Here is a 20,747-nt window from a genome sequence, read left to right as displayed (position 1 = left end):
ATGAGGATACTCTTCGTCGGCGACGTCGTCGGCAGCCCCGGGCGAAACGCCTTTTTCGCCATGCTGCCCAAGCTGCGCCGCCTGAAAGGCCCCTTCGATTTCGTTCTCGTCAACGGCGAAAACAGCGCCGCCGGCCGCGGCCTCACCGAAAAGATCATGAACGAATTTTTCGCCGCCGGCGTAGACGGCATCACCTCGGGCAACCACATCTGGGACAAAAAAGAGTTTCTTCCTCTTCTGGATGAAGAGAGCCGCGTCCTCCGTCCCCTCAATTACCCGCAGGGCGTGCCCGGCCGCGGCTGGACGATCCTTGCCGGCAGGAACGGCAAAAGACTGGGCGTCGTCAACATCCAGGGACGCGTTTTCATGCCCCTCACTGACTGCCCCTTCCGCGCCATGGACGAGGTACTGCCGAAACTCGGCGACATTCCCGTCTTCGTCGATTTCCACGCCGAAGCCACCTCGGAAAAACGCGTCATGGGACTGTACCTTGACGGAAGGGTTTCCGCCATGGTCGGGACCCATACCCACGTCCAGACGGCCGACGAAGAAATCCTGCCCGGCGGCACCGCCTACATCAGCGACGTCGGCATGACCGGCGCGTTCCGCAGCTCCATCGGCATGACCTACGAAAGCGTTTTGCCCCGATTTCTCACCTCTTTGCCGGCTAAGTTCGAAGTTGCCCAGGAGGACGTGCGACTGAACGGCGTGATCGTTGAGATCGACGACGAGGACGGCAGAGCCTGCGGCATCGAACGCGTGGCGATTCGCTCAGGTGAATTGGACGAACTCACCGGCAAAAACTGAGCCGAAAAAAATGCGCAACAGAAAAATCCCGAAAACGCCGGTTTTCGGGATTTTTCTGTTGCCGGCAGGCATTGAGCGCCGTTTCAGCGATCTGTGGGATTTGATCGTCCGGGACCGTTTGCGATATGAAGCTTTACAGATTACAAATAAGCCAATAACATCAACTAAAAGAAGATATAGACAAAAAATGCTCCAGGGTGTATCATTTCCCTTGCACTGAACGAAACGCGGTTCACATTGGATCGCCAAACGTCAGTGCAGCTCCTTGACAACCGAAGAGGACGAGGAAGAGAAGCCAAGCGAGAAGGATCCGAGAAGATGGAACAGGTAAGGATAAAGGATTCAACGGAGAGTTTGATCCTGGCTCAGGACGAACGCTGGCGGCGTGCTTAACACATGCAAGTTGGGCGAGGATGATTTGAGGAGACATATGTTGAATTGAATCATTCGAGCAGCGGACGGGTGAGTAAAGCACAAGGACTTGTCCGAAAGAGAGGGACACCTGCGGGAAACCGGAGCTAATACCTCATAAGCCGGAAGGTGAAAAGCAGAGATGCGCTTTTGGAGAGACTTGTGTCCTATCAGGCAGTTGGTGAGGTGAAAGCTCACCAAACCGAAGACGGGTAGCCGGACTGAGAGGTCGACCGGCCACATTGGAACTGAGAGACGGTCCAGACTCCTACGGGAGGCAGCAGTGGGGAATATTGGGCAATGGGCGGAAGCCTGACCCAGCGACGCCGCGTGAGGGAAGACAGCCTTCGGGTTGTAAACCTCTGTTGCAGGGGAAGAAGGAAGTGACGGTACCCTGCGAGGAAGCTCCGGCTAACTACGTGCCAGCAGCCGCGGTAATACGTAGGGAGCGAGCGTTGTCCGGAATTACTGGGCGTAAAGGGCGCGTAGGCGGCGCTTCAAGTCGTCTGTCAAATGGAAGGGCTTAACCCTTTTTCGCAGACGAAACTGGAGAGCTTGAGAAGCAGAGAGGCAAACAGAATTCCTGGTGTAGCGGTGAAATGCGTAGATATCAGGAAGAATACCAGTGGCGAAGGCGGTTTGCTGGCTGCATACTGACGCTGAAGCGCGAAAGCCAGGGGAGCGAACGGGATTAGATACCCCGGTAGTCCTGGCAGTAAACGATGTATGCTGGGTGTGAGACTAGCGATAGTTTCGTGCCGAAGTTAACGCGATAAGCATACCGCCTGGGGAGTACGGTCGCAAGATTGAAACTCAAAGGAATTGACGGGGGCCCGCACAAGCGGTGGAGCACGTGGTTTAATTCGATGCAAACCGAAGAACCTTACCTGGACTTGACATACACGCGGTAGAGAAGCGAAAGCGGATCGACCCCTCCGCAAGGAAGGGAACGTGAACAGGTGCTGCATGGCTGTCGTCAGCTCGTGTCGTGAGATGTTGGGTTAAGTCCCGCAACGAGCGCAACCCCTATTGCCAGTTGCTACCAGGTAAAGCTGAGCACTCCGGCGAGACTGCCATCGACAAGATGGAGGAAGGTGGGGACGACGTCAAGTCATCATGGCCCATATGTCCAGGGCGACACACATGCTACAATGGATGGTACAGAGAGAAGCGAGACCGGAAGGTGAAGCAGATCCCGGAAAGCCATCCCCAGTTCGGATTGCAGTCTGCAACTCGACTGCATGAAGTTGGAATCGCTAGTAATCGCGGATCAGCCAAGCCGCGGTGAATACGTTCCCGGGCCTTGTACACACCGCCCGTCACACCATCCGAGTCGGGTGCTCTCCAAGCCGGAGGCCTAACCGCAAGGAAGGATCCGCCTAAAGAGTGTCCGGTGAGGAGGGTGAAGTCGTAACAAGGTAGCCGTACGGGAACGTGCGGCTGGATCACCTCCTTTCTAAGGAGCACCATCAGCGAACGAGAACTCAAGCTGAACGAAACAAGCTGCACGTTTGCACGACAGAAATACCAAAACATCTTCCCCCGCTTCACGCCGCTTCTCTCCCCCTCTTCGAGTCAAGGAACCCAACCGGGCGTTTTATGCCTGGATTAAGAAAGCGCCGAGCGCCAAACGCAAAACGCCAAAGAGCAAGCGCCGAAAGAGCGCGCGGCATCCAGCGTTGGAGAAAGATCCTCGGGAAACCGGATCCCCCTCCCGCGCGCCCAGCCATTTGACAATCGAACAGGACGAAACTGAAACAGGTTAAGGTAGAAAGGGCATACGACGGATGCCTAGGCACTTACAGCCGACGAAAGACGCAGCAAGCGGCGAAACGCCGCGGGGAGCCGCAAGCAGGCCTCGATCCGCGGATATCTGAATGGGGCAACCCCACGGGTGCAGACCCGTGACTCCGTAAAGGAGAGGAACCCGGTGAAGTGAAACATCTCAGTAGCCGGAGGAAAAGAAATCGAAGAGATCCCCCAGTAGTGGTGAGCGAACAGGGGCCAGCCTAAACCCCCGCAGTGCAAGGCAGCAGCCGTTGCTGCGGAGGGAGTTGCGGGACAGTCGGGGAAGCGCTGCTGAGCTTCCGCAGAGTAAGAAAAGCTCGGGTTAGTCGAATCGTGTTGGAAAAGCGAGCCGCAGAACGTGAAAGCCGCGTAGACGAAAACCCGATCCCTCTGAAGACCGAATCCCAAGTAGAGCGGAGCACGAGAAATTCCGTTTGAATCCGGGCCGCCCATGGTCCAAGGCTAAATACTGTAAGTGACCGATAGCGCATAGTACCGAGAGGGAAAGGTGAAAAGCACCCCGGGAGGGGAGTGAAAGAGACCTGAAATCGTATGCCTACAAGCAGTTGGAGCTGGAAATACAGCGATGTATGGAAAGTGACAGCGTGCCTATTGAAAAATGAGCCGGCGAGATATTGCATGCAGCGAGGTTAAGGGATGAAGTTCCGGAGCCGAAGCGAAAGCGAGTTCGAAGAGAGCGCGAAGTTGCCTGCAATAAACCCGAAGCCTGACGATCTAGCCATGGGCAGGTTGAAGTGGGGGTGAAACCCCATGGAGGACCGCACCAGTGCCTGTTGAAAAAGTCTTGGATGACCTGTGGTTAGGAGTGAAAAGCTAATCGAGTTAGGTAATAGCTGGTTCTCCCCGAAATGCATTGAGGTGCAGCCTTGATGGATTCGTGACGGAGGTAGAGCGACTGACAGCTCAAGCGGTCCTGGGGGATTTGCGCGAGCCATCAAACTCCGAATGCCGCCACGTAGAAATCAGGAGTGAGACCGCGGGTGATAAGGTTCGTGGTCGAAAGGGAAACAGCCCAGATCATCAGCTAAGGCCCCGAAGAGCATGCTAAGTGTGACAAGGATGTAGGGACCCCGAAACAGCCAGGAGGTTGGCTCAGAAGCAGCCATCCTTTAAAGAGTGCGTAACAGCTCACTGGTCGAGGACCCCCGCGCCGAAAATGTAGGGGGCTAAGCATGCCGCCGAAGCTATGGGATAGAGCAATCTATCGGTAGGGGAGCGTAGTCAGCGGGACGAAGCGAAATTGTAAAGTTTCGTGGACAGCTGAGTAGTGAGAATGCCGGCATGAGTAACGACATATTTGCGAGAATCAAATACACCGGAAGACCAAGGATTCCTGGGGAAGGTTGATCCGCCCAGGGTAAGGCGGGGCCTAAGTCAAGGCTGAAAAGCGTAGATGATGGACAGCAGGTTGAAATTCCTGCCCCGCGATAAGTTCGCTACGACCGAAGCAGCGACGCAGAAAGCTAGACAGGCCGGCTGATGGAAGAGCCAGTCCAAGGAAGCAGGCTGGGGCGACAGTCAAGCACATCGCCCCGTCAAGGCCGAGATCCGAGAGGGAGCCTCATTTCGAGGCGAAGCTGTTGAAGCTCCGCTGCCAGGAAAACCTGCTAGGGAGAACTTATGGCGCCCGTACCCGAAACCGACACAGGTGGTCAAGCTGAGCAAGCTAAGGTGAGTGGAATAACTCTCGTTAAGGAACTCTGCAAGTTAACTCCGTAACTTAGGGAGAAGGAGTGCTGCCCCCGTCAATCGTAAGGTGAAGCGGGGAGCAGCCACAGAAACCAGGCTCAAGCGACTGTTTACCAAAAACACAGGACTCTGCATAAGACGCAAGTCGAAGTATAGAGTCTGACGCCTGCCCGGTGCTGGAAGGTTAAATGGAAGAGTGAGCCGCAAGGCGCAGCTTGGAAATGAAGCCCCAGTAAACGGCGGCCGTAACTATAACGGTCCTAAGGTAGCGAAATTCCTTGTCGGGTAAGTTCCGACCTGCACGAATGGCGTAACGATTTGAGCGCTGTCTCAACGAGAGATCCAGTGAAATTGTGGTACCGGTCAAGACGCCGGTTCCCCGTGGTAGGACGGAAAGACCCCATGGAGCTTTACTGTAGCCTGATACTGATATTTGAAATCACATGCACAGGATAGGTGGGAGGCGGAGAAGAGAGAGCTTTGGCTTTCTTGGAGCCATCGTTGGGATACCACCCTTGTGATTTCGAATGTCTAACTTTAGCGTCTGAATCGACGAAGAGGACACAGTCAGGCGGGCAGTTTGACTGGGGCGGTCGCCTCCCAAAGAGTAACGGAGGCGCGCAAAGGTCAACTCATGGCGAATGGAAACCGCCAAGAGAGCGCAAGGGTATAAGTTGGCTTAACTGCGAGAGAGACATTTCGAGCAGAGACGAAAGTCGGTCCTAGTGATCCGGCGGTGCTGAATGGAAAGGCCGTCGCTCATCGGATAAAAGCTACCCTGGGGATAACAGGCTGATCTCCCCCGAGAGTTCCCATCGACGGGGAGGTTTGGCACCTCGATGTCGGCTCGTCGCATCCTGGGGCTGTAGCAGGTCCCAAGGGTTGGTCTGTTCGCCCATTAAAGCGGTACGCGAGCTGGGTTCAAAACGTCGTGAGACAGTTTGGTCCCTATCCACCACGGGCGCAAGATATTTGAGGGGAGCTGCTCCTAGTACGAGAGGACCGGAGTGGACGTACCACTGGTGTATCTGTTGTGGCGCCAGCCGCATCAGCAGAGTAGCCAAGTACGGCCCGGATAACCGCTGAAGGCATCTAAGCGGGAAACCGCCCCCAAGATGAGATATCTCATACCAGAAGGTAGTAAGGTGTCCCCGAGACGAGGGGTTCGATAGGCCGGGAATGGAAGCGTTGCGAGACGTTGAGTTAACCGGTACTAATACACCGAGGCCTTAACCTGTTTCAGTTTCGTGCTGTTCGAGAGAAGAGAAACGAAAAAGAGAAACGAAAAAAGAACAACGAAAAGGTTTCGCTTTCGCACTGACTGTGGACGCGTCCATGGCAGTTGCGGAAGTCGAATTGAACAGAGATACTGGTGATAAATGCGGAGGGGGTCCACCCGGTCCCATGCCGAACCCGGCAGTTAAGCCCTCACGCGCCGATGGTACTGCGATTCGCTTCGCGGGAGAGTAGGTCGTCGCCCGTGTCTCTGTTTTTTCTTCCTTACTTCTTCCTTCTTCTCTTTTTCTCTTCCTTTCTCCGCTCGAAAATCTTCGCTTAAAAATCTTCGTTCAAAAATCGCCGGCCCGCTGCGGAAAATCCTTCCCGCCGCGGGCCGGCCTTTTTTGGCTCTTTTTTCTTAAAGCGGGAATCGCTGATCGTGACGGAAAGGACAACGCTGCGGATTGCCTTCGGCGCGGTAGATTTTTCTGTTTGCGAGATCGTAGACGACGGACCAGACGGTATCTTTGCCTGTACTGGGGGGATACTGACTCAGAAAGCCGTGTTCGCCGCTCAACAGTTTTTGGGCGGAAGAGGCGTCGGTGACGCGCCCCTTGATGAGGGAATCTCTCATCGTCCGATATCGGCGTTCCGAGAACCACTCTTCGGCCGCGGCTTTCTGGAGGCTGTCCATTGGTCTCATATGAAAACTGTTGACGGCGCAGAGAAAGTTCTGCGGTAGAGGGGTGGAACTGACGCTCACGTGTTCGGAGCTGCATTCGATCAAAGCGATTCTGCCCGATGGATCGGCGGCGGTGAAGGTTTGTGAAGAGCTGATGGGGAGCCTGGCAATGCTTTGAAGCACGTCGTCGACGTTACGGCATTTTTCCAGAAAGAAGCGCAGCAGCAGTCCCGCGTTCATTCCTGGCTTTATGCGTCGCGGCAGAACCGAGGTAAGACCGACGGCAAGACCGAGGCGGTTGACGCCGTCTTCCATCTGTATGAAGCTGGTCGTGTTCGCGGTGAAGCCCTGTGAGGCGGCGGGAACGTCGTAAATGACGTTCATATTTTGTTCTTTGAGCTCCGAGAAGAAATCGCTGTTGCGGCCAAGCAGGATCTGTCCTTTGCCCGACAGCGCAAAGCAGGAACAGTTGGCGCCCGGCGCTATCGAATAGAGGCTGAACAGAAGCGTCCGCAGCTTTTCGGGGGAACAGCCTTGCCCGTCCGCGACGCCTTGGATTTCATCGAGGATTTCCGGAAAAAATTTTTGATAAACGGGCAGACAGGCCGAAGCGAAGTTTCCTGCTTCTTCGGAAAGCGGAAAGGGAATCTGAGAGAGGAGTGAAACGTTTCGCGGCGCCAGTTTTTGTCCCCACTGACGGCCGATATTGTAATGCGTTCCCGAGAATATTTCATGATTCATGAGATTGCGCTCCTTATTTTTGTAATAAGGGGCTGCCGGCAACTCCTGAACAAAAGGATAGTGGAATAAAAATTTTATGTCAATGCCTCTGCGGTTTTATAATTTACGCGCTGCGCACGTGATCCAGAGGACGAAACGAAATTGCTTGCGCGGCGCTTGAGATTCTGCCGACGGTATTGAATGCTTTCCCCGAATCGGTTCTCCGCAAGACGCTGATTCTGAAGACGGCGATGATTGACGACGGGGAGCCGTATGTGCTGCTGTGGAACACGGAGCAAAAGGGGGAGTAATATACCGAAGAACCATAAGAGAAGGGGCACTATAGCGACGCTTGAAAGAGGAAACGAGATTGATCTTTTCAACTTAGCGTGATATGGGGCCTTTTTGTGTTAACGAAAACGATTGGTAAAGAATTGTTCTGTATGGAGCGCATTTTTTTTGGGTTTTGTTCATTGAATTGTATGAGCGTACGTACTTGCATTTCTCTGTAGAGAGAATTATCATTATAAACAATAATCATGTACCGCGAGAATGAATGGTAAGCGGAAACGATGAAAATATTTGGAGAAGCAGTCTTTTCGTTTTTATCGTGCGCTCTGCGGGGCATGGTTATATATTTGTCGCGAGGAGGAAAAGCTTTAGAATGGAAGTTAAGGCAAAGTTCTTGGGGTGTCTGGGGCTGGTAGGGGTGCTTTTCGTTTCGGCGGCGTATGCCGGCAATGAGAAGAAGATCAGCGTGGAACCAGAGACGCTGAAGGAGATTGGAACGGTTGTTTTTGGAACCGACGGAGCTTATCCTCCCTTCAATTTTTTGGATGATGCGGGGAATCTTACCGGTTTTGAAGTCGATATGATTCACGAGATTGCGGCGCGTACTGGGATTTCGATAGAGATCAAAACCTTGCCGTGGGACGGAATTTTTGGGCAGATGGACTCGAAACGCATTGATACGGTGGTGTGCTGCATCTTTCCCAGCGATGAGCGTCAGAAAAAATATGACTTTTCGCGTGAATACATTTATGACGAGAATCGCATTATCGTGCGCAAGGGCGACGGGGCGAAATATAAGACGTTTGAAGATCTGAAGGGGCTGCGTATCGGCTGCGCTGCTGGCGGCAACACGATTCTGCGTCTTGAAGAGCTGCAGAAAAAAGTTCCTTTTGAGATTGTCGCATACAGTGAGGAAGGGCATCCTTACGATCTGGCAATGGGACGCCTTGACGCGATTTATAAATCGCCGGTATCGGCTTTCATTCAGGCGAAGCAGGGTGGTTTTGAGCTTGAAGTTGCCGCATGTCCTTCGATCGAGGAAGGATCCTGCGCGTTCCCCTGGCGCAAAGACGAACCGCGCTCTGAGAAGATTCGCAAGATTTTCAGCGAGGCGACGCAGCAGCTCATTGACGATGGAACGATGAAAGAGCTCAGTATGAAGTGGTTGGGGCTTGATGAAACAGCCTACAAACCTCTTAAGGTTTTTGAGTAAGCGAGACGATTCGGAAGGATTTCTCTGTGCGCGGAGAAATCCTTCTTTGATGTTCGGATTTTAAAAACTAAATCTTGAGTTGAGGTCGGTCATGAATATTGATTGGTCATATGCGTTGCGGCAATTGCCAGTGATCCTGAGTTATGCGGGGATAACTTTGAAAATCGCTGTGCTGGCTATGATGTTGACCCTCGCTTTGGCGCTGGCGGTCACGATTATCCGTTATTACAAAGTCCCGCTATTGACGCCGTTAGTGAACGTATATATCGATATATTTCGAGGAACGCCGTTGTTGACGCAGCTCTTTTTCATTTATTATGGCTTTGCGCAGGTCTCGCCGTTCTTTCGTGAAATGAAGGCGATCAACGCGGCAATACTGGGTTTGGCGCTGAACGCCGCGGCCTATACGACGGAAAATATGCGCTCGGCTCTGGAAGCCGTGGCGAAAGGGCAGACCGAAGCAGGTCTTGCGTGCGGCATGACCCAGTTGCAGACTATGTGGTATATCGTGCTGCCGCAGGCGGCGAGGATCGCCGTTCCGGTATTGACGAACGATTTTATCGCTCTGCTGAAGAACACGTCCATGGCTTTCACGTTGGGTGTCAGAGAAATTATGGGACAAGTGTCGCTGATAGGGAATGGTTCTTTTAAATTTTTTGAAGCATACCTTGACGCGTTTATCATCTATTTCTGCTTGTCGAAAATTATCGGTATCCTTCAGAAGTATTTGGAACGTCGTCTGAAAGTTGTCGGAGGAAGCGCACAATGATCACCATCCGCGGATTGAAGAAACGCTTTGGTGCTCTGGAAGTGCTGAAGGGGGTCGACCTTGACGTAGAAGACGGCGAAGTTATGGCGATTATTGGCCCTTCCGGCACGGGGAAATCCACGTTGCTTCGGTGCATGAATTATCTGGAAGTTCCCGATGCAGGGGAAGTGAGTATCGACGGAATAACCCTGACGGCAGGACAGGCGGCGCGGCGGGATATTTATAAACTGCGGCGCAAAACGGCCATGATCTTTCAGAACTTCCATCTGTTCAACAACAAAACGGCGCTCGAGAATATCGCCTTTCCCACACAGATTGTCCAGCATAGGAAAAAGAAAGAGGCCCGTGCGGCAGCCCTGAAAATTTTGGAGCAGGTAGGGCTCGAGGAAAAAGCAGACGCCTCTTCGGCTACGCTTTCCGGCGGGCAGCAGCAGCGCGTCGCTATCGGCCGCGCCATTGCGCTGAACCCCAAAGTCATGCTCTTTGACGAGCCGACCAGCGCGCTTGATCCATATCTGGTCGGGGAAGTGCTGAACGTGATCCGCGGGTTGGCGCGGAAACACAACATGACGATGGTGATCGTGACCCATGAGATGTCGTTTGCCCGTGACGTCGCGGACCGTGTGGTGTACATGAATCATGGGCGGATCGTCGAAAGCGGCACGCCGGAACAGATTTTCAACGCTCCGCAGCAGGAAGAGACGCGGCAGTTTCTCATGCACATTTCTGAACGTCGATGAAGCGCATGTGTGGCCTGGATCGGTGTTTTTGATCTTCGGGGTAAGAGGTAACAAAAAGTCTCCCATTTTTTCGATACGTTCGAAAAAATGGGAGACTTTTTAGTGCGTGGGGCTGTGAGGAGATTAAACGCGACGCTCTTTGATGCGGGCGCTCTTGCCGCTGAGTTTGCGCAGATAGTACAGCTTGGCGCGGCGGACGCGGCCGAGGCGCTTGACTTCGATCTGGGCGACGCTGGGGCAGTGAAGGGGGAAAATCCTCTCCACGCCGATGCCGTTGCTGATCTTGCGGACGGTGAAGCTTTCGCCGATGCCGCCGTGCTTGCGGGCGATGACGATGCCTTCGAAGGCCTGAAGACGCTCGCGGGCGCCTTCCTTGACCTTGACGGAAACGCGCACGGTGTCGCCGGCGCGGAAGGCGGGGATTTCGCCCTCCGGCTTCATGTATTTCTGCTCAACGAGTTTTACTCTGGGATCCATACTGCATTACCTCCCTGTTTGTCGGGTGTTTTATCTGGAACCGAAAAACCGGTCCAGCGTAGCGGAGATCAGAGCGGTGCGAGGCAGTTCTCCACCGGTAGTCTCCTGGGGCCGCATGGCGATGACGCGGCCTTGCGCCGGCGCGGCGCCGAAAAGGATCAGCGCGGGACCGGACGCTCCGACCATTTGCCGTTTGGCTTCCATCCATGGGATGCCTGAAGGAGTTTCCGCGGCGATGGTGAGGAGCGGGCCGTGTTTTTTTCTCGCGACCCACTCCGCCATGCGGCTGACGGAGGGGACGCACTTGATTTCGGGAACTTCGGACAGCCGGCTGCGGAGCGCGTCAAAGTCTTCGCACTTCTGCGGCGCGGCGATCACGCGCGCGAGGCCGTAGGCTTTTGCGGTTTGAACGATCTGCGCGAGTTCGGCGGCCAGTTCCGGCGCGGTGGGATCGATTGAAAGACCAAGATACACTTCGTCTTGCAGATAGTCCATTACGTTGGCGCGGCTGAGCAGATCGGGACGGCGAGAGAGCGTGCGGCCGGCCGCGGCGCGCCGGCGCCATTTCTCGATCTGGGCGTCGTCGCCGGACGTGAGTTCGGCGGGGACTTCCATGCCCTGCCAGACGGCGGGGCGGGTGAAGTGGGGCGTGTCGAGCATGCCGTTGTAGAACGAGTCGTCGGCGACGGAAAGCTCTTTGCCGACGACGCCGGGAACGAGGCGCGAGAGCGCGTCGATCAGCGTCATGGCGGGGATCTCGCCGCCGGTGAGGACGTAATCGCCGATGGAGTATTCCAGATCGACGTACTTCTCGACGAAACGCTCGTCCAGTCCTTCGTAATGGCCGCAGAAGATCGCAAGATGTTCTTCGCGCGCAAGCGCTTCGACGAGGTCCTGCGTCAACACGGCGCCGACGGGCGTGGGGAAGAGGACTTTCGTCCTTTCGCCGCGGACGGAATGCAGCGCCCGCTCCAGCACTTCGGGCATGAGGGTCATGCCGCCTTTGCCGCCGAAGCTGTAATCGTCGATCTGCCGGTAATTGCCCTGCGCAAAGTCGCGCAGGTTCACGATCTCCACGTCGATCAGCCCTTTTTCCACGGCGCGGCCGACGATGCTGGTGCGCGCGAAGCTGTCGAGAAAATCGGGAAACGCGGTGACGACGGTGACTTTCACAGTTCCCACAGTCCTTCGATCAAACGGAGCGTGACGCGGCGCGCTTTCAGGTCGGCGTCGCGGAGGAATTCCGGCGCGGCGGGGATCAGGTGATCCTTGCCGTCGGGATCTCTAACGACGACGAGCTGAGAGGCTCCGCTGTCGACGATGTCTTTGACGACGCCGAGCTTGCGCCCCTGGTCGTCGCACGCGTCAAGGCCGATCAGGTCGCTGATCCAGAACTCGCCAGGCGCCAGCGGCATGCGCTCGTCCGAGGCGATCTCCACGGAGCAGCCGCGCAGAAGTTCGGCCTGCTCGATGGTGTCGACGCCTTCCAGCGCGGCCAGAAAATAACCGCGCGTCAGCGCGTCGCGCATGCCTTCCACGCGATAGCTCCCCGCGCATTTTCCGTCACGGTAGAAGCTGAGGCTCTCCATATCGAAAAAACGCTCGGGAAAATCGGTGAGCGGCCGGATCTTGAGCTCGCCGCGAAGGCCGTGAGTACCCTGGACCTGCCCGATGACGACTCTGACGGTGCCAGGCATCGTTATTCGGCGTCGGCGTTCCTGTCGCCGGTCTCGGCGACGTCGACTTCGACGCTGTCTCCGCCCTTGACGGAGGAGACGCGGACGATCTGACGAATGGCGTTGATGGTGGCGCCGCGGCGGCCGATGACGCGGCCGGTGTCTTCTTCGGCGACGTGGATCAGCACGCGGAGGACGCCCTCGGCGTCCTTCTCGGCGCTGACTTCAACCGATTCGGGCTTGGTCACGAGCGAGACGGCGATGGTTTTGACGAGAGCCTGGTAATCCATGGGCGTCACTCGGCTTTCTCGGAGAACTTGGCCCAGACGCCGGCCTTCTTGAGAAGAGCGCGGGCCGTGTCGGACGGAAGAGCGCCGTTGCGGAGCCACTTCACGGCGGATTCCTCGTTGATCTTGATCTCGGCGGGATCCTTCATGGGATCGTACGTGCCGAGCTCCTCGATGAAGCGGCCGTCGCGGGGGCTGTGGGAGTCGGCCACCACGAGACGATAGAAGGGGACCTTTTTGCGGCCGTGACGTGAAAGACGAATTCTTACTGCCATTTCTGCAACACCTCCTGAAACAATTTGTCGTTTATAAAAAATCCCGTTTGGGGATTTTCTGCGGTTTTTCAGCGGCGGAACATGCCGCCCAGACCTCCCATGAGGCCTCTTTTTTTGCCCATCTTGCCGAAGCGCTTCCACAACTCGCTCATCTGCTCGAACTGCTTCAGCAGCTGGTTGACCATCTGCACCGTGGTGCCCGAGCCTTCGGCGATGCGGCGCCGGCGGCTGCCCTTGATGATCGAGGGATCGCGGCGCTCGGCCTTCGTCATGGACTGGATGATGGCTTTCATGCGCAGCAGGCGCTTGTCGTCCAACGCTTCCGACGGCAGATCCTTCATTTTGCTGGTGATCGCGCCGGGCAGCATCTCCATCACCTTGTCGAGCGGGCCCATCTTCTCGACCTGAGCGAACTGCGCGAGCAGGTCGTCCATCGTGAAGCGCTGCTTTTTGAAGCTCTGCGCCATCTGCCGGATGTCGGTTTCGGTCGTGGCCTCCTTGATCTTTTCCACCAGGCCGGCCATGTCGCCCATGCCCATGATGCGCTCGGCCATGCGGCGGGGATCGAACTGCTCGATGGCGTCGAGTCCTTCGCCGACGCCGGCGAATTTGACCGGCACGCCGGTAGCGGCCAGCACGGCCAGAGCCGCTCCGCCGCGGGCGTCGCCGTCGAGCTTGCTGAGCACGACGCCGGTGACGCCGAGGCGTTTGTTGAAGGCTTCGGCCACGTTCAGGGCTTCCTGCCCCGACATGGCGTCGACGACCAGAAGGATTTCGTGCGGGTTCAGGACTGCTTTCATGCGGTCGAGCTCGGCCATCATCTCCTCGTCGACGGCGAGACGTCCGGCCGTGTCGAAGATGAGTACGTCGATCAGGTGCGAGGCGGCGTAGGCGAGAGCCCGTTGGGAGAGCGCCACGACGTCGGTCTCGCCGGCTTCGGGGCCGAAGAAGGCGACTCCGGCCTGGCCGGCCAGCACGCGCAGCTGATCCACCGCGGCGGGGCGGCGCAGGTCGCAGGCGACGAGCATGGGCTTGTGGTTCTTGCTCAGCTTTTTGGCGAGCTTGGCGCTGCTCGTCGTTTTGCCGCCGCCCTGAAGTCCGACCATCATCACCAGCGTCGGAGGCTGGGAGGCGATGTCGATGCCGCGGCTGCCTTCGCCCATGATGCGGGCGATCTCTTCGTAGACGACGGCGGCGACCTGCTGGGCGGGCATGATCGACTCGAGCACCTCGGCGCCGACGGCGCGGACGCGGATCTTTTCGACCAGGTCCTTGACGACTTTGTAGTTGACGTCGGCTTCGAGAAGGGCGCGGCGAACTTCGCGCAGGGCCTGCTGAACGTCTTCTTCGGTCAGCTTGCCGCGGCCGCGCAGTCCGCTGAAAATGCTTTCCAGCCGTTCTTTGAGCGAGTCAAACATGATTCATCGTCCTTCCGGCGCACGCCTCGACAATGGCCGCGGCGTGCTGTTGGGGATTTTCGCCGTCGCAGATGGCGCGGGCTTCGTCCTCGATACGGCGAAAGCTCTCGGCGTGGCCGAGCAGCGTTTCGATCTCGTCGAGGCGGTCGCGTGCCCGCTGCAGCTGGTCGGAAACGCCCTGACGGCTGATCCCCAGATCGTCGGCGATCTCCGAGAGCGAGAGATCGTCGAGATCGTGCATTTCGTAGACGCGGCGCTGCCGTTCCGTGAGGAGCGGCCCGTAGAGATCGTACAGCCGCGAAAGCTGAATGCGCCGTTCCAGCACTTCGTTTTCGCTCACTCTGTCCCCACTCCCTTCGCGACGCGAGCATTATAAGCGATCGTAACGAGGGTGTCAAGATGTTTTGCTTGACCCGTCCGAGAAAGGTTGTGTTCGCTGTCCCCGTTTTCTTCATCATGCGGCTTCGTCTGAGATGATTGTGCCGGTTGCCGAGAGGCGGGATTTGATTTTTGCATTTCGGCGGGCAAGAATTCTCTTTTTCTGCGGGGATAGGTATGATAAAATAAGCTCGGCTCTGTTTTTAATCTTTTTTTGTTTCGCGTTTGAATGTGGAAAAACGAACGCGTTTGCGCCATGGGCTGAGGCAGAGCGAACGCTTCGCCGAGCCCGAACTGGAGGAGAAAATGAAGACTGAAACGACGATGAATGAGGCTGTGCGAGACAACTACCGCCATCTTGCGGCGAGCATGGAGAAGCATCTGGTCCGACGGGGGCACGTTCCCTTTTACGCCGCGACCGCGTCGGAAGCTCTGGAAAAGGTTCTGACCCTGATCCCCGCCGGCGCCAGCGTGGGGATCCCCGGCTCCGTGACGATTCGCGAGATCGGCGCCGTCGAAGCGCTGCGGGGGCGCGGGCACAAGGTGGTGCAGCACTGGGATCCGAAGGCGACGGCGGCGGAGAAGCTGGAAGCGCGTTTTGAAGAAGCGCAGTGCGACGTCTTTCTCGCCAGTTCCAACGCGATCACCAAAGACGGCGTGCTCGTCAATATCGACGGTTCCGGCAATCGCGTGGCGGCCATGTGCTGGAGCCGCGGCGACCGGATCTACGTCGTCGGCATGAACAAGGTCTGTCCCGACGTGGCAAGCGCCCTTGCGCGCGTGCGCGACCGCGCGGCGCCGCCCAACGCGCTGCGGCTCAAGAGCAAGACGCCCTGCGCCATCATGGGCTGTCATGACGAGAAAGGCTGTCTCGGTCCCGACAGCCTCTGCCGCGCCGTGCTGATCATGGAGCAGGCGCCGACCATGCCAGACGGCAGGAAATCCTACGTGGTTCTCGTAGGCGAAGAATTGGGGTATTGAGAATGGCAGATCAGAATATTTCACTTGTCATCGCCGGCGGCGAAATCTCCATGGGACTGGCCGACGGCATCGTCACCTCGCAGCAGCCGGTTTCGGCGGAGACGATCCAGTCGTGGATTTCGCCCGAGCTGGCGGGAGCGGTGCGCCTGGTGGACTGGAGCCATCAGCCCAGCAGTCATTATTCGGTGCGCATGACGGCCGACCTCGTCGAACTGTTGAGCCAGCAGGTCGAAGCGGGAGCTCATGCCGTCGTCGTCTTCTGCGGCTCCGACGCCGTGGAGGAGATGGCCTATCTGGCCGATCTGCTCTGGGTGTATCCGCAGCCGCTGATATTTGCCGCGACTCATGCGCCGGCGGGCGTTCCCGGCAGCGACGCGCTGACCGTGCTGAACGAGGCGCTGCTCACCGCCCTGTCGCGCGAAGCGTGGGGGCAGGGCGTGCTGGTCTGCGCCGGCGGACAGCTTTTTGCGGCTTCCGATATCGTTGAGTATGCCGACTACGGCCGTCTCGGTTTCGCGGGCAATTTCCGCGGCGCCATCGGCGCCATTGTCGCCGGCAAGGTCCATCTCTGGCAGGCTCCCAAGCGCAGCAAAATTTTTGACGCGCCGTTTACGCCGGCCCGCAATGTGGAGCTGCTCTACGCTTCGCTGGGGGCCGGGGAACGTTTTCTGCAGCTGCTCACCGGCGACGAGGGCAATCCCCTCGACGGCCTTGTCATCGCCGGCTTCGGCGGCGGCCATGTCTATCCCGCCTGGGTCCCTTACCTGAAGGCCCTTGTGCGCGACGGCGTCCCCGTGGTGGTCGTGTCGCGCTGCCTGCGGGGCTGTGTGATGGAGGATTCTTCCTTCGAGGGAGCCTTCCTGAAGCTGAAGGAGTTCGGCGTCATGAACGGCGGCTTCCTTTCTCCCTTGCAGGCGCGCCTCAAGTTGGCTGTCGGCATTGGCGCAAATCTGAAGGGCGAAGAGCTGCAGAAATATCTGTTGGACCAGTAACGAAAAATGATGTTTGCTCTTGAGAAAACAGCAAGACGAACAAGGCGCCGGAAGATTTTTCTTCCGGCGCCTTGTTCGTCCTGCTGACGGGGGAGCGCGCTTCATGCGCAGACGTTGGGATTTTGGGAAGCGGCGAGTTACATTGATTCTTGATAGAAAGTGTAAACGTAATTTTCTGAGCGCTGCGGGGGAGTTCAGTCGCTTGGAGCTCCCTCGCAGCGCCCCTGCGTTCGGCTTTTTAATTGAGAAATAGTATGAGCGATGATCTTGTCGGACAATCAGTTCAACTCGCCGATGGCGTTCTCGACGGCGTCGATCAGAGCGCCGCTGCGGACGAAGTCGATGGCTTGGGTCATGAGCGGATGGATGAAGCGGTCTTTTTCGAGGAAGGGGATCTGGGCGCGGAAGGCTTCGTAGGCGGCTTTCGTGCCGCGGCCGAGACTGAGCGGCAGCGAGAAGTCGACGCCCTGGCAGGCGGCCATGGCTTCGATGCCGAGGATCTTTTCCACGTTGCGCAGCACGCGCGCAGCCTTGAGCGAGCCCCAATAGCCCATGGAGACGTGGTCTTCCTGATTGGCGGAGGTGGGGATGGAATCGACGCAGGCGGGGTGGGTCAGCGTCTTGTTCTCCGAGGCCACGGCGGCCTGGGTGTACTGGGTGATCATGAAGCCGCTGTTGACGCCGCTGTCGTCGATCAGGAAGGGCGGCAGGCCGTTGGAGAGGCTTTTGTCGACCATGCGGGCGCTGCGGCGCTCGGAGATGCTGCCGAATTCGGAAACGGCGATGGCGAAAAAGTCCATGGCGAGGGCGATGGGCTGGCCGTGGAAGTTGCCGCCGCTGAGCGCCGCCTCGTCGTCGGGGAAGATCAGCGGGTTGTCGGTGACGGAGTTCATCTCGATCTCGATCTTCGACTTCACGTAATCTAGCGCGTCGCGGCTGGCGCCGTGCACCTGGGGCATGCAGCGCAGCGAATAGGCGTCCTGCACGCGGGAGCCTTTGTACTTGTCGATGATCTCGCTGCCTTCGATGAGGCGGCGTATGTTCTGCGCCACGGCGATCTGGCCGCTGTGGGGGCGCAGCGCGTGGGTGCGGGCGTCGAAGGCGTAGGGCACGCCGTGCAGCGCTTCCAGTGACAGGGCGCCGACGATGTCGGCGTTCTTTTCGAGTTTCAGCGCGTCGTACAGCGCCAACGCGCCGAGTCCGGTCAGCGCCGCGGTGCCGTTGTTGAGCGCCAGTCCTTCTTTGGGATGCAGAGACACGGGGTTGAGTCCCGTCAGCTTCATGGCTTCGAGCGCGGTCATGCGCCGGTTCTGATAGAACACGTCGCCTTCGCCGAGCATGGCGGCAGCGATGTGCGACAGCGGGCAGAGATCGCCCGACGCGCCGACGGAACCCTGCTCGGGCACCATGGGCGTGATGCCGAGATTGAGGAAGTTGACGAGCTGCGACAGCGTTTCCAGCGTGATGCCGGAATGGCCGCAGAGCAGGCCGTTGAGGCGCAGTAGCATTATGGCGCGCACCACGTCGACGGGCAGCGGTTCGCCGACGCCGACGGCGTGGCTGCGGATCAGGTTCTCCTGAAGCAAGCGGGTGCGCGCGGCGTCGACTTTTACGGTGGCGAGATCGCCGAATCCCGTCGTCACGCCGTAGACGATACGGTTGCCGGCGACCCAGTTCTCGATCAGGGCGGACGCCCGGTTGATCTGGCCGACGGCCTCTGCGGAAAGTTTCACCGGAGCGCCGCAGCGCGAGACGTTGATCAGTTGTTCGAGGGTCAGGTTACGGCCGGTAAGGACGACGGGATTGGCGCGGTTCATGGCGATCACTCCTGATTGTTTGGGTTTGACGGGCCGCCGCGGGCTTCGCGGCGGCTCTTTCGTTTAACGTTCCGTTTTTTTTCGAAAAGCGCCTAGGCTTCGTGATGTTCTCTTTGGGCGCAGGCCGCTTCGGCCGCGCGGCGCACCGAGTCGCCGTCGACGTGGTACGGCAGCGTGATGTGGTACTTGCCGGGATACTTGGCGTTCACTTCGCGGCTGACCTCTTCGGCGTGTTCGCAGCGGGCCCAGGCGCGGCGCGCGACGCCGCCGAGCACGTCCCACATCATCGCCGACCTGATGATCGCGTCGGTCTCGGGGCGTCCGTCGAGCAGCAGGCCGAAGCCGCCGTTGATGCACTTGCCGATGCCCACGCCGCCGCCGTTGTGCAGCGTGCAGAGCGTCATGCCGCGGGCGGCGTTGCCGGCGAAGGTGTTGGTGGCCATGTCGGCGCAGATGTTGCTGCCGTCCTTGACGTTGGCCGTCTCGCGGAAGGGGCCGTCGGTGCCGGAGACGTCGTGGTGGTCGCGCCCCAGCATGACGGGGCCGATCTTGCCCTCGCGCACGAGCTTGTTGAACGCGAGGGCGATGTTGGTGCGGCCTTCGGCGTCCTGATAGAGGATGCGGCACTGCGTGCCGACGACGAGGTTGTTCTTTTCGGCGTCGCGGATCCAGACCCAGTTGTCGTAGTCCTGGCTGCGGCGGTCGGGGTCGATGCAGGCCATGGCGGCCTCGTCGGTGGCGCGCAGGTCTTCGTGTTTGCCGCTCAGGCAGCACCAGCGGAAGGGGCCGTAGCCGTAGTCGAACAGATGGGGGCCCATGATGTCTTCGACGTAGCTGGGCCAGATGAAGCCTTCGTAGGTGTCTTTGCCGTTCTTGGCGATCTCGGTAACGCCGGCGTCGAAGACGGCGCGCATGAAGCTGTTACCGTAATCGAAGAAATAGGAGCCGCGGTCCACCAGTTTCTTGATCACGTCGAAATGACGGCGCAGACTGGCGTCGACGTGCCTGCGGAACTCTTCGGGATCCTCGTGCAGCATTTTCGTGCGCTCTTCGAAGGTCAGATCCGCCGGGCAGTATCCGCCCTCGTAAGCGGCATGGCACGAAGTCTGGTCCGAAAGCAGCTGGATTGCGATATGGCGGCTCTCGGCGTACTCGAGCAGCGTGACGACGTTGCCGTAATAGGCGATCGAAAGAGGCTTTTTGGCGTCCAGCGCTTCCTGAGCCATCCGGAAGGCTTTTTCGGCGCTGTCGGTGATCTCGCCGACCCAGCCTTGGCGGTGGCGGGTCTCGATGCGGGAATAATCGACTTCGGCGACGATGCCGACGCCGAACTTGAGGCGCGCGGCGTTGAGCACGGTGTTGAAGGTGCCGTGTACGATGCCCTGCGGCCCGATGTACATCCAGCCGCCGGCGGTCATCTGGCCGTAGTTGCTGACGCCCAGCTGCATGGCGCGGTGCCAGTCCTTCTGGTTGTCGAACAGGCCGACGAGCAGCCCGTTGGTGAGGATCACGCGCGGCGCGCCGGGATGCGAAGCGAACAGTCCCACGGGATGGCCGCTCTCGAGCACCAGCGTGGTGTCGTCGGTCAGCTCGCGCAGATACTTCTGGATCAGGCGGTACTGAAGCCAGTTCTGGCAGACCTGCCCCGTCTCGCCGTAGGTGACGAGTTCGTAGGGATAGAGCGCCGTCTCGAAGTCGAGATTGTTGTCCATCATCACCTGAAAAGCTTTGCCGGCCAGGCACTTGCCCTCGTAGGTGTCGATCGGGCGGCCCCAGATGCGGCCGGCGGGGCGGAAGCGGTAGGCGTAGATGCGGCCGCGCGTGCGCAGTTCTTCCATGAACTCGGGGATCAGCTGCTCGTGGTACTTCTCGGGCACGTAGCGCAGCGCGTTGCGCAGCGCCAGCTCCGTCTCGGACTGCGAAAGCGTCCAGCCGCGGTCGGGGGCGCGGCGGATCCCCGCCGCGAATTCGGGATATTCGGGCAGAACCTCGTCCAGTTTGATGACCATCGCTTCACTGTTGAGCAAATTCTCCTGCATGTGTTTTTCTCTCCTTTTATAAAACAAGATCTCCCGCGGAGAAGCGGAGCAGCGGAGA

General features: G+C 58.2%; 17 protein-coding genes and 3 rRNA genes. 9 read left to right on the top strand and 11 right to left on the bottom strand.

Translation table 11 applies throughout. The features are described from left to right. The 4 genes from RAH42_RS10930 (at window position 1) to rrf (ending at window position 6,199) form a co-directional block, all read left to right on the top strand. Entirely contained in the window at window positions 1–807 is an 807-nt protein-coding gene (locus RAH42_RS10930; protein ID WP_296426950.1) for a TIGR00282 family metallophosphoesterase, read from the top strand. A gap of 342 nt (window positions 808–1,149) precedes the next feature. After that, window positions 1,150–2,674, top strand: a 16S ribosomal RNA gene (locus RAH42_RS10925). 304 nt (window positions 2,675–2,978) lie between these two features. After that, a 23S ribosomal RNA gene (locus RAH42_RS10920) occupies window positions 2,979–5,953 on the top strand. Window positions 5,954–6,084: 131 nt separating this feature from the next. Continuing rightward, window positions 6,085–6,199: ribosomal RNA gene (gene rrf, locus RAH42_RS10915) — 5S ribosomal RNA — on the top strand. The 16S, 23S and 5S rRNA genes sit together here, the layout of an rRNA operon. Window positions 6,200–6,352: 153 nt before the next feature. Here the strand turns inward: rrf and RAH42_RS10910 are convergent. Beyond that, complete coding sequence (locus RAH42_RS10910) at window positions 6,353–7,357, bottom strand: C45 family peptidase (protein ID WP_317539498.1); 1,005 nt, start codon at window positions 7,355–7,357, stop codon at window positions 6,353–6,355. A 643-nt stretch (window positions 7,358–8,000) separates the two neighbouring features. Here RAH42_RS10910 and RAH42_RS10905 point away from each other — a divergent pair. The 3 genes from RAH42_RS10905 (at window position 8,001) to RAH42_RS10895 (ending at window position 10,349) form a co-directional block, all read left to right on the top strand. After that, window positions 8,001–8,840: a transporter substrate-binding domain-containing protein gene (locus RAH42_RS10905; protein ID WP_317539497.1), complete on the top strand. Its 840-nt coding sequence runs from the start codon at window positions 8,001–8,003 to the stop codon at window positions 8,838–8,840. 91 nt (window positions 8,841–8,931) lie between these two features. Beyond that, the gene (locus RAH42_RS10900; RefSeq protein WP_120372945.1) at window positions 8,932–9,609 is read left to right on the top strand and encodes an amino acid ABC transporter permease; all 678 of its coding nucleotides are present in this window, start codon (window positions 8,932–8,934) and stop codon (window positions 9,607–9,609) included. Further along, a complete protein-coding gene (locus RAH42_RS10895) occupies window positions 9,606–10,349 on the top strand; it encodes an amino acid ABC transporter ATP-binding protein (RefSeq protein ID WP_317539496.1) in 744 nt (247 codons plus the stop codon). Before RAH42_RS10900 ends, RAH42_RS10895 begins: the two co-directional genes overlap by 4 nt. Before the next feature lie 123 nt (window positions 10,350–10,472). On the opposite strand, the gene rplS is transcribed toward RAH42_RS10895, so the two are convergent. From rplS to RAH42_RS10855, 8 genes are all read right to left on the bottom strand, one after another. Next, window positions 10,473–10,826, bottom strand: a complete 354-nt coding sequence (rplS, locus tag RAH42_RS10890) for a 50S ribosomal protein L19 (protein ID WP_296425371.1) — start codon at window positions 10,824–10,826, stop codon at window positions 10,473–10,475. 30 nt (window positions 10,827–10,856) lie between these two features. Next, complete coding sequence (gene trmD / locus RAH42_RS10885; RefSeq protein WP_317539495.1) at window positions 10,857–12,008, bottom strand: tRNA (guanosine(37)-N1)-methyltransferase TrmD; 1,152 nt, start codon at window positions 12,006–12,008, stop codon at window positions 10,857–10,859. Further along, window positions 11,996–12,523 carry a ribosome maturation factor RimM gene (gene rimM / locus RAH42_RS10880; RefSeq protein WP_296425368.1) on the bottom strand — a complete coding sequence of 176 codons (528 nt, stop codon included), beginning with the start codon at window positions 12,521–12,523 and terminating at the stop codon, window positions 11,996–11,998. The genes trmD and rimM overlap by 13 nt, the downstream gene beginning before the upstream one ends. 2 nt (window positions 12,524–12,525) lie before the next feature. Then, window positions 12,526–12,792 (bottom strand): KH domain-containing protein, encoded by a 267-nt coding sequence (locus tag RAH42_RS10875; RefSeq protein WP_296425366.1) that lies wholly within the window; start codon window positions 12,790–12,792, stop codon window positions 12,526–12,528. A 5-nt stretch (window positions 12,793–12,797) separates the two neighbouring features. Continuing rightward, entirely contained in the window at window positions 12,798–13,064 is a 267-nt protein-coding gene (rpsP, locus tag RAH42_RS10870; protein WP_009163513.1) for a 30S ribosomal protein S16, read from the bottom strand. A 68-nt stretch (window positions 13,065–13,132) separates the two neighbouring features. After that, the gene (gene ffh / locus RAH42_RS10865) at window positions 13,133–14,482 is read right to left on the bottom strand and encodes a signal recognition particle protein (RefSeq protein WP_296425363.1); all 1,350 of its coding nucleotides are present in this window, start codon (window positions 14,480–14,482) and stop codon (window positions 13,133–13,135) included. Continuing rightward, on the bottom strand, window positions 14,475–14,822 hold the full coding sequence (locus tag RAH42_RS10860; RefSeq protein WP_296425361.1) for a sigma-70 family RNA polymerase sigma factor: 348 nt from the start codon (window positions 14,820–14,822) through the stop codon (window positions 14,475–14,477). Before RAH42_RS10860 ends, ffh begins: the two co-directional genes overlap by 8 nt. Beyond that, on the bottom strand, window positions 14,819–15,217 hold the full coding sequence (locus tag RAH42_RS10855) for a hypothetical protein (protein WP_317539494.1): 399 nt from the start codon (window positions 15,215–15,217) through the stop codon (window positions 14,819–14,821). Before RAH42_RS10855 ends, RAH42_RS10860 begins: the two co-directional genes overlap by 4 nt. On the opposite strand from RAH42_RS10855, the gene RAH42_RS10850 reads away from it, so the two are divergent. After that, window positions 15,197–15,841 carry a lactate utilization protein gene (locus tag RAH42_RS10850; RefSeq protein WP_317539493.1) on the top strand — a complete coding sequence of 215 codons (645 nt, stop codon included), beginning with the start codon at window positions 15,197–15,199 and terminating at the stop codon, window positions 15,839–15,841. The genes RAH42_RS10855 and RAH42_RS10850 overlap by 21 nt on opposite strands. A 2-nt stretch (window positions 15,842–15,843) precedes the next feature. Further along, entirely contained in the window at window positions 15,844–16,833 is a 990-nt protein-coding gene (locus RAH42_RS10845) for an asparaginase (protein WP_296425355.1), read from the top strand. Window positions 16,834–17,111: 278 nt separating this feature from the next. Here RAH42_RS10845 and hutH read toward each other — a convergent pair whose 3' ends face one another. Continuing rightward, window positions 17,112–18,650 (bottom strand): histidine ammonia-lyase, encoded by a 1,539-nt coding sequence (hutH, locus tag RAH42_RS10840; protein ID WP_296425352.1) that lies wholly within the window; start codon window positions 18,648–18,650, stop codon window positions 17,112–17,114. 92 nt (window positions 18,651–18,742) lie between these two features. Further along, complete coding sequence (locus RAH42_RS10835; protein ID WP_317539492.1) at window positions 18,743–20,689, bottom strand: urocanate hydratase; 1,947 nt, start codon at window positions 20,687–20,689, stop codon at window positions 18,743–18,745. Between the last annotated feature and the right edge of the window lie 58 nt (window positions 20,690–20,747).

This window comes from Pyramidobacter sp. YE332, from assembly GCF_033060595.1.
Taxonomy (GTDB): Bacteria; Synergistota; Synergistia; order Synergistales; family Dethiosulfovibrionaceae; genus Pyramidobacter.
Note: the sequence above shows the minus strand (reverse complement) of the source record. Positions and strands in the feature narration are given on the sequence as shown.

Coding starts and splice junctions, on each gene's coding strand:
- RAH42_RS10930 (WP_296426950.1), top strand. CDS start 1: ATGAGGATACTCTTCGTCGGCGACGTCGTCGGCAGCCCCGGGCGAAAC.
- RAH42_RS10910 (WP_317539498.1), bottom strand. CDS start 7,357: ATGAATCATGAAATATTCTCGGGAACGCATTACAATATCGGCCGTCAG.
- RAH42_RS10905 (WP_317539497.1), top strand. CDS start 8,001: ATGGAAGTTAAGGCAAAGTTCTTGGGGTGTCTGGGGCTGGTAGGGGTG.
- RAH42_RS10900 (WP_120372945.1), top strand. CDS start 8,932: ATGAATATTGATTGGTCATATGCGTTGCGGCAATTGCCAGTGATCCTG.
- RAH42_RS10895 (WP_317539496.1), top strand. CDS start 9,606: ATGATCACCATCCGCGGATTGAAGAAACGCTTTGGTGCTCTGGAAGTG.
- rplS (WP_296425371.1), bottom strand. CDS start 10,826: ATGGATCCCAGAGTAAAACTCGTTGAGCAGAAATACATGAAGCCGGAG.
- rimM (WP_296425368.1), bottom strand. CDS start 12,523: ATGCCTGGCACCGTCAGAGTCGTCATCGGGCAGGTCCAGGGTACTCAC.
- RAH42_RS10875 (WP_296425366.1), bottom strand. CDS start 12,792: ATGGATTACCAGGCTCTCGTCAAAACCATCGCCGTCTCGCTCGTGACC.
- rpsP (WP_009163513.1), bottom strand. CDS start 13,064: ATGGCAGTAAGAATTCGTCTTTCACGTCACGGCCGCAAAAAGGTCCCC.
- ffh (WP_296425363.1), bottom strand. CDS start 14,482: ATGTTTGACTCGCTCAAAGAACGGCTGGAAAGCATTTTCAGCGGACTG.
- RAH42_RS10855 (WP_317539494.1), bottom strand. CDS start 15,217: ATGGCGGTAGTTGTCTCGCACAGCCTCATTCATCGTCGTTTCAGTCTT.
- RAH42_RS10845 (WP_296425355.1), top strand. CDS start 15,844: ATGGCAGATCAGAATATTTCACTTGTCATCGCCGGCGGCGAAATCTCC.
- hutH (WP_296425352.1), bottom strand. CDS start 18,650: ATGAACCGCGCCAATCCCGTCGTCCTTACCGGCCGTAACCTGACCCTC.
- RAH42_RS10835 (WP_317539492.1), bottom strand. CDS start 20,689: ATGCAGGAGAATTTGCTCAACAGTGAAGCGATGGTCATCAAACTGGAC.